The organism is Vibrio hepatarius (genome assembly GCF_043642085.1).
Taxonomy (GTDB): Bacteria; Pseudomonadota; Gammaproteobacteria; order Enterobacterales; family Vibrionaceae; genus Vibrio; species Vibrio hepatarius_C.
The window spans coordinates 117,504-133,128 of the sequence record NZ_JBHZSA010000009.1; the positions used below are offsets into that span (position 1 = coordinate 117,504).

The following is a 15,625-nucleotide window of genomic DNA, read 5'->3' on the forward strand; positions in this document are numbered from 1 at the left end:
GTCCTTAGCTCAGCTGGATAGAGTACCTGGCTACGAACCAGGCGGTCGGAGGTTCGAATCCTCCAGGACGCGCCACTCTTTAGGGTTTCATTTACATAAATGGTAATCCTGATGTTGACCTAAGTCGATATCGAAAACTGCGCGTCCTTAGCTCAGCTGGATAGAGTACCTGGCTACGAACCAGGCGGTCGGAGGTTCGAATCCTCCAGGACGCGCCACTCTTTAGGGTTTCATTTACATAAATGGTAATCCTGATGTTGACCTAAGTCGATATCGAAAACTGCGCGTCCTTAGCTCAGCTGGATAGAGTACCTGGCTACGAACCAGGCGGTCGGAGGTTCGAATCCTCCAGGACGCGCCACTCTTTAGGGTTTCATTTACATAAATGGTAATCCTGATGTTGACCTAAGTCGATATCGAAAACTGCGCGTCCTTAGCTCAGCTGGATAGAGTACCTGGCTACGAACCAGGCGGTCGGAGGTTCGAATCCTCCAGGACGCGCCACTTATTAAAAAGCCCTGCTAGAAATAGCAGGGCTTTTTACATTCTAGTAACATAATTTAAACATCCTCAATTCAAGTTACTGTTTACTAAAGTAATTTCACTTATCATTACCTCTTCCTGCACTTAGCACCTATAGACCGTCGTAATGCATTAAAACTCGCAGTTATTTATGCTTGATAGAACAAATATTGCAGATTTATGTGATTTCCGTGTCGAATAATTCCCTAGATTTGTGCTTTATCCTCAATAGCCCCTTAAACAAAATTGACAAAGTTTAACCAATCGAGATAATCCTAAGCCTATTGTCAGGATTATATTGAATGTTCTGGTAACAAAAATGCCCACTGCTTGTGGGTAACGTTAGTGCTTTGCCTTGATAAAACATGAAGTTTTTAGCAGAACACCTAATGTCGTTGTCAGGATGACAAAGAAAGGATGCAAAAATGGATAATATTGGAAGCCTGCTAGTAGACGCTGCAACCCTGATGCTAACAGGGATGATTGTAGTGTTTATATTCCTTACTATTCTTGTCTATCTCGTTCGGCTCATGTCAAAACTGGTACCTGAAGAAGTACCTGCGCCGATCGCTACACCAAATCAAAATAATAAAGTTCAATCACCTTCATCTGCTGTTAGCCCAAACGTCGTGGCGGCAATCTCTGCCGCGGTACATCAGTACCGTACCTCGACAGCTAAGTAGTATTTGTAAGGATTAAAAGGAGTTAATGAGCATGTCTAAACCACTAGCTTTAACGGACGTGGTCCTTCGTGACGCCCATCAATCGCTATTTGCGACTCGTATGCGTCTTGAGGATATGTTACCTATCGCAGAGGAACTGGATAAGGTCGGTTACTGGTCTCTAGAAACATGGGGCGGAGCAACGTTTGATGCTTGTATTCGATTCTTAGGTGAGGACCCTTGGGAGCGTCTACGTGCATTAAAGAAAGCAATGCCAAACACACCAATGCAAATGTTACTTCGCGGCCAGAACCTATTAGGTTACCGCCACTATGCAGATGATGTGGTTGAAAAGTTCGTTGAGCGTGCGCACGCCAACGGTATGGATGTTTTCCGTATTTTTGATGCGATGAACGATGTACGTAACTTTGAGAAAGCGGTTAAAGCGACAGTTGATGTCGGTGCGCATGCTCAAGGTACGCTGTCATACACTACAAGTCCGGTACATAACACTGATACATGGGTTGATTTAGCGAAGCGTCTTGAAGACTTAGGCTGTCACTCGCTGTGTATTAAAGATATGTCAGGTTTGCTTAAGCCTTACGAAGCGGAAGATCTTATAACGCGTATCAAAGCGTCGTGTGATGTTCCACTTGCGCTGCACTGCCACGCAACAACAGGTCTTTCTACGGCTACCGCTGTGAAAGCGGTTGAAGCCGGTGTCGATATTCTTGATACCGCTATCTCATCAATGAGCTGTACTTACGGCCATACGCCAACGGAAACGGTTGTCGCTATGCTGCAAGGGACTGAGCGTGATACCAACCTTAAACTTGATCAAATTGAGCCTATTGCGGCTTATTTCCGTGAAGTACGTAAGAAGTACGCTAAGTTTGAAGGTCAATTAAAAGGTGTCGATTCACGTATCCTAATTGCTCAAGTTCCAGGCGGAATGCTAACCAATATGGAAGGTCAGCTTAAAGAACAAGGCGCAGCGGATCGAATTGACGAAGTACTCGAAGAGATCCCTCGCGTACGTGAAGATCTAGGCTTCATTCCTCTCGTGACTCCGACATCACAGATTGTCGGTACTCAAGCGGTTATCAACGTGCTAACAGGTGAGCGTTATAAGAGCATCACTAAAGAAACCGCTGGTGTTCTTAAGGGCGAGTATGGCGCAGCACCTACACAAGTGAACGAAGCACTGCAAGCGAAAGTACTCGATGGCGCAGAGGCGATCACTTGTCGCCCAGCCGATCTATTGGAATCTGAGCTTGATTCGTTGACTGATGATTTACTAGCAAAAGCCAAAGAACAAGGTATCTCTTTGGCAGAAGATACAGTTGATGATGTTCTGACCTATGCTTTATTCCCACAAGTTGGTCTTAAATTCCTTAAGAATCGTCATAACCCTGATGCCTTTGAGCCTGCTCCGGGCAAAGAGGAAGTGGCACCAGCTGCACCTCAAGCTCAGCCAGCGCAAGGTGGAATTGAGACATACAGCGTCAAAGTCGATGGTCAGGTTTACGACGTCGAAGTGGGCCCTCAAGGTCAACTGACCTCGGTAGCCCCGTCAACTGCTGCACCTCAACAAGCGGCTGCTCCAGTTGCACCTGCAGGTAACTCTGAGATGGTTCCGGCACCTTTAGCTGGCAACATATTCAAAGTGAATGTGCAAAGTGGCGCTGAAGTCGCGGAAGGGGATGTCCTACTTATCCTCGAAGCGATGAAGATGGAAACCGAAGTACGAGCAGCCCGAGGTGGTATTGTTCAAGATCTTCACGTCAAAGAAGGTGATTCTGTGACGGTTGGTGCTCCACTGCTTAGCTTGGCGTAAGGGGCAATCATGGAAGGATTAATGACCTTATGGTCAGAAACAGGGATCGCTAACTTCGAGTTTGGCCAGATCTGCATGATCTTAGTTGGTTGTACCTTGCTATTTTTGGCGATCAGAAAGGGTTTTGAGCCGTTACTGTTATTGCCGATTGGTTTTGGCGCGATTTTAGCGAACATACCTAATGCAGGCTTCACTGATGAGGGGGGTTTACTCTACTACGTATACTACATAGGAATTGAGTCTGGGATTTTCCCACTGCTGATCTTCTTAGGTGTCGGGGCGATGACTGACTTCGGTGCTCTGATCGCTAACCCGAAAACCTTATGGCTAGGAGCGGCGGCTCAGTTTGGTATTTTCGCCACACTGTTTGGTGCAATCTTACTTAACTATGTGCCGGGTATGGAATTTAGTATGCCGGACGCAGCCTCCATCGCGATTATCGGTGGCGCAGATGGCCCAACAGCTATCTTCTTAGCAAGTCAGTTATCACCGGATCTTCTTGGTGCGATTGCGGTTGCGGCATACAGCTACATGGCTTTGGTGCCGATCATTCAACCACCGATCATGAACGCACTGACAACGCCGGAAGAGCGCAAGATCAAAATGGCTCAGCTGCGTCATGTTGGTAAAGGTGAAAAGATCCTATTCCCACTAGCGGTATTGCTGATGACGATCTTATTCCTACCATCGGCAACGCCACTCGTCGGTATGTTCTGTTTGGGTAACCTGATGCGTGAAGCTGGCGTCGTCGATCGCTTGTCGAAAACGGCGCAAAATGAGTTGATCAATATTGTGACCATTTTCCTCGGTCTTGGTGTTGGCTCTAAGCTACAAGCGGAAGAGTTCTTAAACGTAGAAACACTCGGTATTTTGGCCTTAGGTGCGGTTGCCTTCAGTATCGGTACTGCCGGTGGTGTATTAATGGCTAAGGTGCTTAATAAGTTTTCGAAAGAAGACATTAACCCACTTATTGGTGCCGCAGGGGTTTCTGCAGTACCAATGGCGGCACGTGTGGTAAACAAGGTTGGCCTTGACGCTAACCCGCAAAACTTCCTGCTTATGCATGCAATGGGTCCTAACGTTGCGGGTGTACTTGGGTCTGCGGTAGCCGCGGGTATTTTGTTAGCACTTGTAGGTTAATGAAAGTTGGCGTTAATTAATGGTCAAATTGAGAGCAAGTGGTTAACTTGCCATCAATAAATGGTATATATTCAAAGGGATGCTTTCGCATCCCTTTTTTGTATCGGTAGGGAATAAAAGAAATGGAAAACAAACAAATCGCTATCTCTAAGTTCGGAGACCCAGAAGTTCTCGTTGTTCAAACTTCTTCAATGCCAGAGCCTAAAGCAGGGGAAGTCTTAGTCAAAGTCCACTTTGCTGGTGTGAACCCTATCGATGTCAAAACGCGGGCTGGTCTTGGCTGGGCTGCTTCGGAAAACAAAGACAACCTCCCTTGGGTGCCAGGGTATGACATTTCAGGCGAGGTCATAACTCTTGGCCAAGGCGCTGAACGATTCGGTATAGGTGATAACGTCGCAGGCTTTATCGGTTTCCCATTAGCTGGCGGTGGCTATAGTCAGTACATATCGGTACCAGAAAGTGCACTTAGCTTAGTACCTAGCTCGATTACTCTTGAAGCAGCCGCTGCTCTCCCTCTTGCTGGGCAGACGGCATTGCAAGCGTTAGATAAAGCGGGCGTTAATGAAGGGGATCGCGTGCTTATCTTGGCAGGTGCAGGCGGCGTGGGTCATATCGCAATTCAAGTTGCTGTGGCTGCTAAAGCGGAAGTCTTCACCACATGCAGTGAAGCGAATCTCGATTACATGGCCACGTTAGGTGCTCATGCCGTGAACTACCAATTTGCGCCAGTTTCAGAACGAGTTGAAGAAGCCGATGTACTTATTGATTTAGTCGGCGGTGATGCTGCACTTGATGCACTCAAGTGCTTGAAAGATGGTGGTAAAGTTGTCACAGTACCGACCCTAAGTGCTGAGCTGATTTGCGAAAAGGCAAAAATGCTTGGCTTTGAAGCATCGGGAATGTTGGTTGATCCGAACCCAGAACAGCTTGATGCGCTGCTGTACATGGTCAGTGTTGGACTAGTGAAAACTGAAATCCAACAGGTATTTGCCATGAGTGAGGTGGGCGAAGCTCATCGACAAATTGAAACGGGACATACGAGAGGCAAGATCTTGCTTGATATGCAATGCTAGAAGCGTTTAACAGCGCTTTTGAATCCTTCGCTTTATGGTTTTCTGATTCTGCACTCTGGGTACTGTTTTTTAGCGGTTTCCTGAGTGCTACCTTGTTGCCTGGCGGTTCCGAGGCAGGTTTAATCGCGACTCTCAGCTTAAACCAATACTCCACTTTTATGATTATTTTAGTCGCCACCTTAGGTAATACCTTAGGTGGCTTGACCAACTATTGGCTTGGCTTGTGGTTACCAAACCGAACTCAAAATGAAAAACATGGTCATAAAGCTCTACAGTGGCTGAATAAATACGGCTATTGGTCTTTAATTTTTAGTTGGTTGCCCGTGATTGGTGACCCATTATGTTTAGCCGCAGGTTGGCTACGTATGCGCTTTTGGCCATGTTTTTGGTTGATCTTAATTGGTAAAGCGCTGCGTTATACCGCGTTAGCAGCAATTTTTTACGGATTCTTTTAAGGGGATGTCATGAGAAAGATTTGGCTTGGTGCATTTTCTCTTGTCGCACTTTATGGTTGTGCTTCGAATAACCTACCTTCAGTTCCATTTTTTTCCTCTCTACCGGACGGCGTGACACTTGTTGAAGAAGTGGATGCCCAGCCCGGCAAGGCAATGATTCCATACTCTAAGTATGAGTTAGACAATGGCCTAACCGTTATATTATCTCCCGATCACTCAGACCCTTTGGTTCATGTTGATGTGACTTATCACGTCGGCTCTGCTCGCGAGCAAGTCGGTAAATCAGGTTTTGCCCACTTCTTTGAGCATATGATGTTTCAAGGCAGTGAAAACGTGGGTGATCAGCAACACTTTAAGATCATTACCGAGGCGGGTGGTACGTTAAATGGCACCACGAATCGTGACCGTACCAACTACTTTGAAACCGTTCCATCCAACCAGCTAGAAAAAATGCTCTGGCTAGAATCTGATCGCATGGGCTTTTTACTTGATGCGGTTTCACAGCGTAAGTTTGAGATTCAGCGTGACACGGTCAAAAATGAGCGTGCCCAGAACTACGATAATCGCCCTTATGGTTTAATGTGGGAAAAAATGGGCGAAGCGATGTACCCAGAAGGCCATCCATACTCGTGGCAAACTATTGGTTATGTCGAGGACCTTGATCGTGTCGATGTGAACGATCTTAAAGCCTTCTTCTTACGTTGGTACGGACCAAATAATGCGGTCTTGACCATTGGTGGTGATATCGACACCAAACAAACTTTGGAATGGGTGAACAAGTACTTTGGTTCTATTCCAGCGGGGCCTGAGGTTGAGCAAGCGCCAAAACAACCAGCGAGTTTATCCGAAGATCGCTACGTAACACTTGAAGACCGTATTCAACAGCCAATGTTAATGATTGGCTGGCCAACAAAATATAACGGTGCAGAAGAGCAAGCGTCGCTAAATGCGTTAGCTAATGTCTTGGGTAACGGTGCCAACAGCCTGCTCTATCAAAAATTAGTGAAGACCCAGAAAGCGGTCGATGCGGGCGCATTCCAAGATTGTGCTGAGCTGTCATGTACCTTCTACGTTTATGCCATGGCGCCGTCTGGCGAAAAAGGCGCATTAAAGCCACTTTATCAAGAGTTGATGCAGACCTTAGCTGAATTTGAAGCGAAAGGTGTCGATGATAAGCGTCTTGAGCAGATCACAGGTATGGCGGAAGCCAATGCGGTTTTCGCCTTGCAAAGTGTGCGCGGTAAAGTGTCTCAATTGGCGTCGAATGAAACCTTCTTCTCGACACCGGACCGTATTCAATCTCAGCTAGAGCAGATTCGCTCAGTTACCCCTGAATCTGTCATGGATGCCTATAAGACTTACGTCAATGGCCATCATAAGGTTGCGCTAAGTGTGGTTCCTCGTGGCAAAACTGAGCTAGCAGCTGCGCCAGCCAATTTTGTTACGCCACCAAGAACGTTGCCGGAATACCAAAAAATTACCGATGATCAATTGGCCTATCGTAAAGCAGACGATGATTTTGACCGCTCAGTGATGCCGGAAGTAGCGGAAGGGGTTAAAGCGCAGATGCCAGACCTATATCGCTTATATTTCGATAATGGTGCTGAGTTACTTGGAACCGTGAGCTCAGAAACACCAACCGTACAGCTAGAGATCAGTTTCCCTGCGGGTGAGCGCTACGTGCCGCGTGGCAAAGAAGGCTTAGCGAATCTGACTGCGGCGATGATGCAAGAGGCGACGCTGGACTCATCGCTAGAAGAACTTGAAGCTAAGTTAAATAAACTTGGTAGCAGTATTTCGATCAATGCAGGTAACTACACCACCAGTATTTCAGTCTCAAGTTTAGAGAAAAATCTTACCGAGACTCTAACGCTGGTGGAAGAAATACTCTTCAAGCCAGCCTTCCGCGAACAAGATTTTGAGCGAATCCAAAAACAGATGTTGGAAGGTTTAGTCTATCAGCATCAAAAACCTAGCTGGTTAGCCTCTCAGGCGACGCGACAAGTACTCTTCTCAGGCTCTGTTTATCAGCGTCCAACGGATGGCACTGAAGCCTCAGTTGCTAAGCTGACGCTTGATGATGTTAAAGCTTTCTACAAACAGCATTACACACCACAAGGCGCACAAATTGTGGTCGTCGGTGACATCTCTAAACGTCAAGTTAAGCAAGAGCTGGCTTTTATCGATAGTTGGCAAGGTGAAGTTGCGCCGCTACTAAGACCACAATTAGTCAAACCACTTGCTCAGCAGAAGGTTTTCTTAGTTGATAAACCAGGAGCACCGCAGAGCGTTGTGCGTATGGTTCGTCAAGGTCTGCCGTTTGATGCCACTGGTGAAGTTTACCTAACTCAGTTAGCTAACTTTAATCTTGCGGGTAACTTCAATAGCCGTATCAACCAAAACCTCAGAGAGGACAAAGGCTACACTTATGGTGCGAGTGGTTACTTAGCGTCAAATAGAGAAGTGGGAGCGATTGTTTACTCAGCTCAAGTACGCGCAGACTCAACGATTCCATCAATTTTGGAAATGAAAAAAGAGCTAGCTCACTACAGTGAACAAGGCATGACTGACGATGAAATGAAATTTTTACGCTTAGCAGTCGGTCAACAAGATGCACTAAAATATGAAACGCCTTCACAGAAAGCTGGGCTACTTAATAGTATTTTAGCTTATAGCTTGGATGAAGATTACTTGAAGCAACGTAATGAGATCGTTGAATCAGTCAAAAAGCAGACTCTTGATGAGTTAGCAAACAAGTGGTTTAACCCTGACGAGTACCAAATTATCGTAGTAGGGGATAAGAAAACGCTGAAACCACAACTAGAAAGTTTGCATATTCCGATAGAAGAGCTTGAAATCATCCGTTAGAGTACACATAACATAGTGCATGCGAAAGGGTGACAACGCTCACCCTTTATAAAATTTTGTATAGCCAGTTTGGTATCACTACCAAACCACTGATATAAGCGAACCTCATTTTGACTGAATTTGCTGCGCGACTTGAGCGAGTTGCACAAAACCCAGAAGTATTTAAGAGTTTTGGACGTGGTATCGAGCGCGAGACGCTACGCTACCAACAAGATGGTCACCTCGCGACAACCCCTCATCCAAGTGAGCTGGGTTCAGCTTATGCCAATAACTGGATAACGACAGACTTCTCTGAATCACTATTGGAGTTCATCACGCCAGTTTCGACGGACATCTCGACGCTTACAGCGCAGCTAGAAGATATTCATCACTTCACTCAGACTAAGTTAGGTGAAGAGAAAATGTGGCCGCTTTCGATGCCGTGTTTTGTTGGTGATGAAGATGACATCAACTTAGCGCAATATGGCTCGTCAAATTCAGGCAAGATGAAAACCCTATACCGCGAAGGTCTAAAAAGACGTTACGGTAGTTTGATGCAGATTATTTCTGGCGTTCATTTTAATTTCTCATTCCCAGAAACGTTTTGGGACCAATTGTTTGGTGAGCAATCAGAACAGCAGCGTCAGGACAGTAAGTCAGAAGCTTACTTTGGCTTGATCCGAAACTATTACCGTTTTGGCTGGTTAATCCCGTACTTTTTTGGTGCATCACCTGCGCTGTGTTCGTCGTTCATTCAAGGGCGAGAGACAACGCTACCGTTTGAAAAAATTGGTGGGACTCTATTCTTACCAAATGCGACCTCATTACGTATGAGTGATTTAGGCTATACCAACAGCGCACAAAGCTCATTGAAGATTGGTTTCAATAGTTTAGATGAGTATCTAGATGGCCTAAACACAGCTATCCGTACTCCATCTGAAGAATTTGCCGAGATCGGCGTAAAAGTTGATGGTGAGTATCGTCAGCTAAACAGCAATGTACTGCAGATTGAAAATGAATTGTACGCGCCTATTCGCCCTAAACGTGTGGCTAAATCAGGTGAAAAACCATCAGAAGCGTTAGCTCGCGGTGGTGTGGAGTACATCGAAGTTCGCTCACTTGACGTCAACCCATACAGCTCGGTTGGTATTGATGAAGACCAAGTTCGTTTCTTAGACCTATTTTTAGCTTGGGCTGCACTGACTGATTCAGAACCTATGGATTATTGTGAACAGGAATGTTGGCGTGAGAACTGGAATAAAGTCATTGCAGAAGGCCGCAAGCCTGGCTTAGAGCTACAAATTGGCTGCCGAGGAGAAGTACTGACCCTTCAAGACTGGGCCAAGCGCGTATTTGTTGAGTTAGTTCAGATTGCAGAGCTAATGGATGCGGCAAATGGCAGTGATGAATACCAAGCAGTGTGTTTTAAATTGTTGTCGTGGATTGATAATCCAGAGCTGACTATTTCAGGCCAGCTTTTGGCGGATACCAAACAGCATGGAGGTCTAGGCAAAGTGGGTTGTGCGTTTGGTAAGCAGTATCGCAATCAGCATTTAGACCATCAGTATCGAGTCTACAATGAGCAAGAAATGGAGCAGGAAGTAGAGCGTTCTCGCATTGCTCAACAGCAGGTGGAAGACGCTGACCTGTTAAACTTTGATGAGTTTCTGACTGACTACTTTGCATATCTGAAAGCGTAGGTTTAGCGTGAGAAAGCTATTGCTCCCTATCGTTGGTGCTATTGTTTTGAGTGGCTGTGCTACGGCTCCGCCGAAAAATCAGTCCAACCTGTGTGAAATCTTTCGTGAGAAACCGGGTTGGTACGACGATGCGCTGGATATGCAAGAGGAGTGGGGGACACCCGTTCAAGTCGCGATGGCTTTTGTCAAACAGGAAAGTAGCTATCGCCACGATGCCAGGCCGCCTAAGGATTACTTATTAGGCTTTATTCCTTGGGGGCGTGTCAGCAGTGCTTATGGCTATGCGCAAGCGCAAGACCCGGCATGGGATGACTTTCAGGATGCGACAGGACATGGCGGCTCACGAACTGATTTTGCCGATGCCTTAATGTTTATTGGTTGGTATACCCATGAGACGCAAAGACAGCTTGGTGTTTCCAAATGGGATTCTTACAATCAATATTTGGCTTACCACGAAGGACGTGGTGGTTTTAAAAGAAAAAGTTACCAAGCTAAACCGTCGTTGATTAAAGTCGCACGTCGCGTTGAACAGCAAGCAAAAGATTATGGTTGGCAACTTAAGCAGTGCCGACAAGAATTAGAAGACAATCGAAGCTGGTTCTTTTAAGAGCAGTTAACATGGAGAAGGACAATGCCGTTATTAGATAGTTTTACCGTAGATCACACACGTATGAATGCACCTGCTGTACGTGTAGCGAAAACAATGACCACCCCGAAAGGCGATACGATTACGGTATTTGACCTGCGTTTTACTGCGCCAAATAAGGATATTCTGTCTGAGAAAGGCATCCACACTCTAGAGCACCTTTACGCTGGCTTTATGCGTAATCACTTAAATGGTGAGAGTGTGGAGATCATCGATATCTCACCAATGGGCTGTCGTACTGGTTTCTACATGAGCCTGATTGGTACACCGCAAGAACAGCAAGTTGCGGATGCTTGGTTAGCGGCAATGCAGGATGTATTGAAAGTTGAAAGCCAGAACAAGATTCCTGAGCTGAATGAGTACCAGTGTGGTACAGCGGCAATGCACTCTCTTGATGAAGCGAAGCAGATTGCTGAAGCGATTCTAAAGTCTGGTATTTCGGTTAATAAAAACGATGAGCTAGCACTACCAGAATCAATGCTAAAAGAGCTTAAAGTCGACTAATTGAACATTGGCTTGATAGAAATAAAAAAGGAAGGCACTGGCCTTCCTTTTTTTGTATCACTCTAGAATGTATCTAGTTTGCTTTAGGTAGTACCACGACTTGAGTCTTGGCCCAAATATCGTGGAAGCCTCGCTTGTGAGGATCAAGCGGAACGGTAAAGTTTGCTAAACCAAAGCCTGAAGTGCCGATACGAATCAAAGCTTGAGTAACAGAAACTGCCGTTCCATCATTGCTACGTAGGTGCAGTTTCCAAGCACGCATGCCGAGTGTTTGCCCTGCACGAGTCCAGAAGAACACAAAGAAGTAGATCCAGACGAACGCTAAGTAAGCTGTGTATACCGGGCTCCAAATAGGGTGGTTAGTTAGAAAGTCGCTGACATCAGCGTAGCCGCCAACATCGAAAATCCCCATTGCCATTAATGCATGCAGAATAGCAATAATGATACCCGCTGCCATCATCTCAACTGCGATGATAATTAGCCCATCATAAAAGAGTGCTCCCAGACGGCGAAATAGCCCTGCTGGTGGCAAAGTGTCAGTTGTTGACATAAAACCCACTTACCAAAATAAAATAAGGCGAAAGAATAAAGCTTCAGTTTAGATCTGAAAAGAGAGCTTGCGCACAGCTTATCAATTTATGGCGATTTTATCGGCAAACGGCAATCAATTCAGTCTTTTGCACTTGCACGAATCATCGGCATACGTATAATGCCAAACATCGACAGGCTAATGCCTCAAGATAATGCCGGTATGGTGAAATTGGTATACACGACGGATTCAAAATCCGTTGCCTTCGGGCGTGGCGGTTCAAGTCCGCCTACCGGTACCATATTTAAATGATAAAGCCTCAACAAATGTTGGGGCTTTGTTGTATCTGAGGTATGGGTAGCGTCGCCTTATCACTACCACATATAGAAAGGTCGCTATTTTTAGCGGCCTTTCGTCGTTTTTAAGGCAGTTAAAATGAGTGATTTAAGCGCAGAGCAACAAAACTGTGTCACATAAGTTTACAGTGCGTGAAACCGTAGGGCTTTACATCTGAGGCTGAGCAAGGAACAATCTCTCCGAGTATAATTAATAGATACGCTTTAAACTGAGAAATTATGAGTAATATGGCCAACAAAAAGTCGAACCCCTTGTTCGAGATCCTCTTCAACGTATTTCTACCGTCTTTCATTTTGATGAAGTTCAGTGGCGAAGAGCACTTAGGCACAGCACTAGCTCTTATTGTCGCGTTAGCCTTCCCTGTGGCATACGGCGGTATGGAGCTTATTCGCAACAAGAGATTCAACTTTATTGCCGCGCTTGGTTTTGTCAGCGTGCTATTAACGGGTGGTATTGGCTTACTTGAGTTAGATACCCAGTGGTTAGCCGTTAAAGAGGCGCTCATCCCTGGTTTGATTGGCTTAGCGGTTTTAGGATCTACGTTTACTCGTTACCCATTTATGCAGAAGGTGATCTTCACGCCAACACTGCTCAATATGTCATTGATCGAAGAACGATTAGAGCAATCAGGTAACCCAGCCGCGTTTGAGCGCTGCTTAATGAAGTCGAACTACTTGTTCGCATGTACATTTGCTTTTTCTTCGGCGATGAACTATTTCCTTGCAACATGGATTGTGACTAGTCCAGCCGGTACCGCTGCATTTAATGAAGAGCTAGGTAAGTTGACTCTTTATAGTTACCCAGCGATAGCGATTCCAAGTATGTTGATGATGATGGGGATCTTTTACTACGTATGGCGTCAGGTTCGCACTATGACTTCACTTGAGACAGAGCAGATCTTCAATATCAAATAACATCAAGTTAAGTATCATTTCCAAAGCCCAGCGATTTCGCTGGGCTTTGTCTTTTTTGTTTTTGGCTAAGTAACTGGAATAGCCTGAGCGAACGGTAGAGAGGGGGAAACTGTGTATTTTCTTCTCAGCGATATGGCGCGTACTGCTGCTTTGAAGCTGAGTCATTTGATTGCAAAATCTGACATTGAGATAAATGAGCAATTTGAACCACAGCTCAAAATTCGTCATTCTCTCAAAGTTATTAGATAAATTATTCTGTTTTCTCTCGCCTTTTCAAAAAGTTGTCTATCTTCTTATATAGAGCAAGGAGATAAATAATGTATAAATTAACCCCATACCTATTTTTTGCTGGTCGATGTGAAGAGGCGCTAGAGTTCTACCATAAGTGCTTTGGTGGCGTTGTGGTGACTAAGCAATACTTTAAAGATGCACCGCAAGTAATTGAAGGTGCCGACCCTCAATGGATTATGCATGCGGAGTTTGAAGCGTTTGGCATGAAACTGATGCTGTCTGATGGTATGGTCGCAAAAGAGTTGACGGGTAATAACGTAGCGCTATCCATTGTATTGGACGATCTCGATGAGCAAGCTAGGTTATATGACAAGCTCCTTGAAGGAGGGCATATTATGATGCCTCTTGAAGATACATTTTGGGGAGCGCGCTTTGGTAAGGTTGAGGATCAGTTTGGTATTCGTTGGATGCTTCACTGTGATTTAGTCAAATAGTGTTACGTTATTGATCTCTCATTACAGTAGATGGGGAGTGAATTCGCATTCTCATTACTCTAAAATTATAAATTGATTGAAGATTGATAAGTTGTATATATCGTGGCAAGTATAAAAATTACTGTAGACAGATTACAGCCTGGGTTGCACATTCGCCTACCTGTTAAGTGGAATGAGCACCCGTTCTTATTTAATAGTTTCAAAGTTAAAGATGAAGAGACGATCCGCTTGATCCGCCACCTTGGTATCAAGCATGTCTTTATTAATCCAAATCAAAGCGATACAGAGCCACTGCCTCCTTCATCTCAAAGTGATGAACCTGTTAGTGAGAAGCCGGACGCCACTGAGTTAGAAGCAAAGAAGCTTTGGAAAGAGAAGCAAGACCGAATTGAAAAGCTGAGCGCCTACCGTCGCAGAGTTATTAACTGCGAAAAAGAGTTTGAACGTTCACTATCGCGTATGCGTGCCGTCATGAACAAGATTCGCAATCGCCCAGAGCAGGCGGTTGATGAGGCAAGCCAATTAGTTAACGATATCGTTGATAAGTTATTGAGTGACGATAATGTCACCCTTCATTTAATGAATGGTAAAAGTGAATTTGAAGATATCTACTTTCATTCACTTAATGTGTCTGTTGTCGCGATGATGATCGCGAAGGCGAAAAAGCTTAATGCTCAAGAGATAAAAGAAGTGGCATTTGCTTCATTGTTTCATGATATGGGCAAAGTCAAAGTACCGACGGCGATATTACGTAAACAGACGGTACTGACAGAACCAGAGAAGAACTATCTAAAGCTGCATACTAAATATGGTCTAGAGATTGCGGCTAATATGGAAAGCTTTCCGGAGAGTGCGCGAAATGTCATTGCTCAACACCATGAGCTGAATGATGGTTCGGGTTACCCGGAAGGACTAAAAGAAGACGCCATCGATCCGTTAACTCAAATTGTTGCGGTAGCGAATGCCTATGACAACCTTTGCCATAGCAATATTCCAGCGGAACAAAAGATCCCTTATGTGGCACTTTCTCATTTATATAAGAACTGCAAACACCTTTATAATAATGAGAACCTCAGTCTGCTGATTAAGTTCATGGGGATCTACCCACCGGGAACCGTAGTTCAATTGTCGAATGATATGGTTGGCTTAGTTATCTCTGTTAATGCCAAGAACATTCTTTTCCCTAATGTGCTTATCTATGATCCGTCCGTTCCGAGAACTCAAGCTCCGATCATTGATTTGGCTGAGAGAGAAATAAAGATAGTTAATGCAGTCTTACCTAACAAATTGCCAGATAAAGTGCGTGAATACCTAAACCCCCGCTCAAGAATTTCTTACTTCTTCGACTCTGACGACTAGTTATCCACAGATGTTTGTGTGTAACATTGGGGTATGTTGGGTGTAAATAGGGCTTTGAGTGACATTTGCTCACTTAAGCCTTTTTTATTGAAAAAATGCATTTTTTCTCTTGCCTTCGAAAAGGAACTCCCTATAATGCGCTTCCACTGATACGGCAGACGCCACAAGGCCTCAGCGGTGAATCAGTAAAGCCAATTAGTTAAATTTTGAATTGAAAAGTTTGAAATAAAAAATTCAAAAAAGTGTTTGACACTTGAGAATGAAACGCTAGAATGGCTGCCTCTTCCGAAGTGATGTGAGTCACAAAGAAGAAAGCTCTTTAACAATATAAACCTATCAATCTGTGTGGGCACTC

At 45.0% G+C, this 15,625-nt stretch carries 13 protein-coding genes and 4 tRNA genes; 16 read left to right on the plus strand and 1 reads right to left on the minus strand.

Going from position 1 to position 15,625, the window contains the following annotated elements; translation table 11 throughout:
• The first annotated feature begins 141 nt into the window (after nucleotides 1-141).
• The 12 genes from ACHUFZ_RS16730 to luxS all read left to right on the plus strand — a co-directional run bounded on the left by ACHUFZ_RS16730 (nucleotide 142) and on the right by luxS (nucleotide 11,386).
• A tRNA-Arg gene (locus ACHUFZ_RS16730) sits at nucleotides 142-218 on the plus strand.
• A gap of 66 nt (nucleotides 219-284) precedes the next feature.
• A tRNA-Arg gene (locus ACHUFZ_RS16735) sits at nucleotides 285-361 on the plus strand.
• Between the two features lie 66 nt (nucleotides 362-427).
• Nucleotides 428-504: transfer RNA gene (locus ACHUFZ_RS16740), tRNA-Arg, on the plus strand.
• 443 nt (nucleotides 505-947) lie between these two features.
• Nucleotides 948-1,205, plus strand: a complete 258-nt coding sequence (locus tag ACHUFZ_RS16745) for an oxaloacetate decarboxylase subunit gamma (protein WP_053441880.1) — start codon at nucleotides 948-950, stop codon at nucleotides 1,203-1,205.
• Nucleotides 1,206-1,236: 31 nt separating this feature from the next.
• Nucleotides 1,237-3,021, plus strand: a complete 1,785-nt coding sequence (gene oadA / locus ACHUFZ_RS16750; RefSeq protein WP_394128029.1) for a sodium-extruding oxaloacetate decarboxylase subunit alpha — start codon at nucleotides 1,237-1,239, stop codon at nucleotides 3,019-3,021.
• A 9-nt stretch (nucleotides 3,022-3,030) separates the two neighbouring features.
• Entirely contained in the window at nucleotides 3,031-4,161 is a 1,131-nt protein-coding gene (locus ACHUFZ_RS16755; protein WP_134835011.1) for a sodium ion-translocating decarboxylase subunit beta, read from the plus strand.
• Nucleotides 4,162-4,283: 122 nt separating this feature from the next.
• Nucleotides 4,284-5,234 carry an NADP-dependent oxidoreductase gene (locus ACHUFZ_RS16760; protein ID WP_394128030.1) on the plus strand — a complete coding sequence of 317 codons (951 nt, stop codon included), beginning with the start codon at nucleotides 4,284-4,286 and terminating at the stop codon, nucleotides 5,232-5,234.
• Nucleotides 5,228-5,689: a YqaA family protein gene (locus ACHUFZ_RS16765; protein WP_394128031.1), complete on the plus strand. Its 462-nt coding sequence runs from the start codon at nucleotides 5,228-5,230 to the stop codon at nucleotides 5,687-5,689. Before ACHUFZ_RS16760 ends, ACHUFZ_RS16765 begins: the two co-directional genes overlap by 7 nt.
• Before the next feature lie 9 nt (nucleotides 5,690-5,698).
• The gene (locus ACHUFZ_RS16770; protein WP_394128032.1) at nucleotides 5,699-8,557 is read left to right on the plus strand and encodes a M16 family metallopeptidase; all 2,859 of its coding nucleotides are present in this window, start codon (nucleotides 5,699-5,701) and stop codon (nucleotides 8,555-8,557) included.
• Between the two features lie 110 nt (nucleotides 8,558-8,667).
• The gene (gene gshA, locus ACHUFZ_RS16775) at nucleotides 8,668-10,236 is read left to right on the plus strand and encodes a glutamate--cysteine ligase (protein ID WP_394128033.1); all 1,569 of its coding nucleotides are present in this window, start codon (nucleotides 8,668-8,670) and stop codon (nucleotides 10,234-10,236) included.
• A gap of 7 nt (nucleotides 10,237-10,243) precedes the next feature.
• Complete coding sequence (locus tag ACHUFZ_RS16780; RefSeq protein WP_394128034.1) at nucleotides 10,244-10,843, plus strand: transglycosylase SLT domain-containing protein; 600 nt, start codon at nucleotides 10,244-10,246, stop codon at nucleotides 10,841-10,843.
• A gap of 24 nt (nucleotides 10,844-10,867) precedes the next feature.
• Nucleotides 10,868-11,386: an S-ribosylhomocysteine lyase gene (gene luxS, locus ACHUFZ_RS16785; RefSeq protein ID WP_394128035.1), complete on the plus strand. Its 519-nt coding sequence runs from the start codon at nucleotides 10,868-10,870 to the stop codon at nucleotides 11,384-11,386.
• Between the two features lie 73 nt (nucleotides 11,387-11,459).
• On the opposite strand, the gene ACHUFZ_RS16790 is transcribed toward luxS, so the two are convergent.
• Nucleotides 11,460-11,936, minus strand: a complete 477-nt coding sequence (locus tag ACHUFZ_RS16790; RefSeq protein WP_394128036.1) for an RDD family protein — start codon at nucleotides 11,934-11,936, stop codon at nucleotides 11,460-11,462.
• A gap of 195 nt (nucleotides 11,937-12,131) precedes the next feature.
• On the opposite strand from ACHUFZ_RS16790, the gene ACHUFZ_RS16795 reads away from it, so the two are divergent.
• From ACHUFZ_RS16795 to ACHUFZ_RS16810, 4 genes are all read left to right on the plus strand, one after another.
• Nucleotides 12,132-12,216 (plus strand) — tRNA-Leu (locus ACHUFZ_RS16795).
• Between the two features lie 274 nt (nucleotides 12,217-12,490).
• Entirely contained in the window at nucleotides 12,491-13,186 is a 696-nt protein-coding gene (locus ACHUFZ_RS16800; RefSeq protein WP_053441870.1) for a VC0807 family protein, read from the plus strand.
• 317 nt (nucleotides 13,187-13,503) lie between these two features.
• Nucleotides 13,504-13,911: a VOC family protein gene (locus ACHUFZ_RS16805; protein WP_134834997.1), complete on the plus strand. Its 408-nt coding sequence runs from the start codon at nucleotides 13,504-13,506 to the stop codon at nucleotides 13,909-13,911.
• A gap of 102 nt (nucleotides 13,912-14,013) precedes the next feature.
• Nucleotides 14,014-15,270: an HD-GYP domain-containing protein gene (locus ACHUFZ_RS16810; RefSeq protein ID WP_394128037.1), complete on the plus strand. Its 1,257-nt coding sequence runs from the start codon at nucleotides 14,014-14,016 to the stop codon at nucleotides 15,268-15,270.
• Nucleotides 15,271-15,625 lie beyond the last annotated feature (355 nt).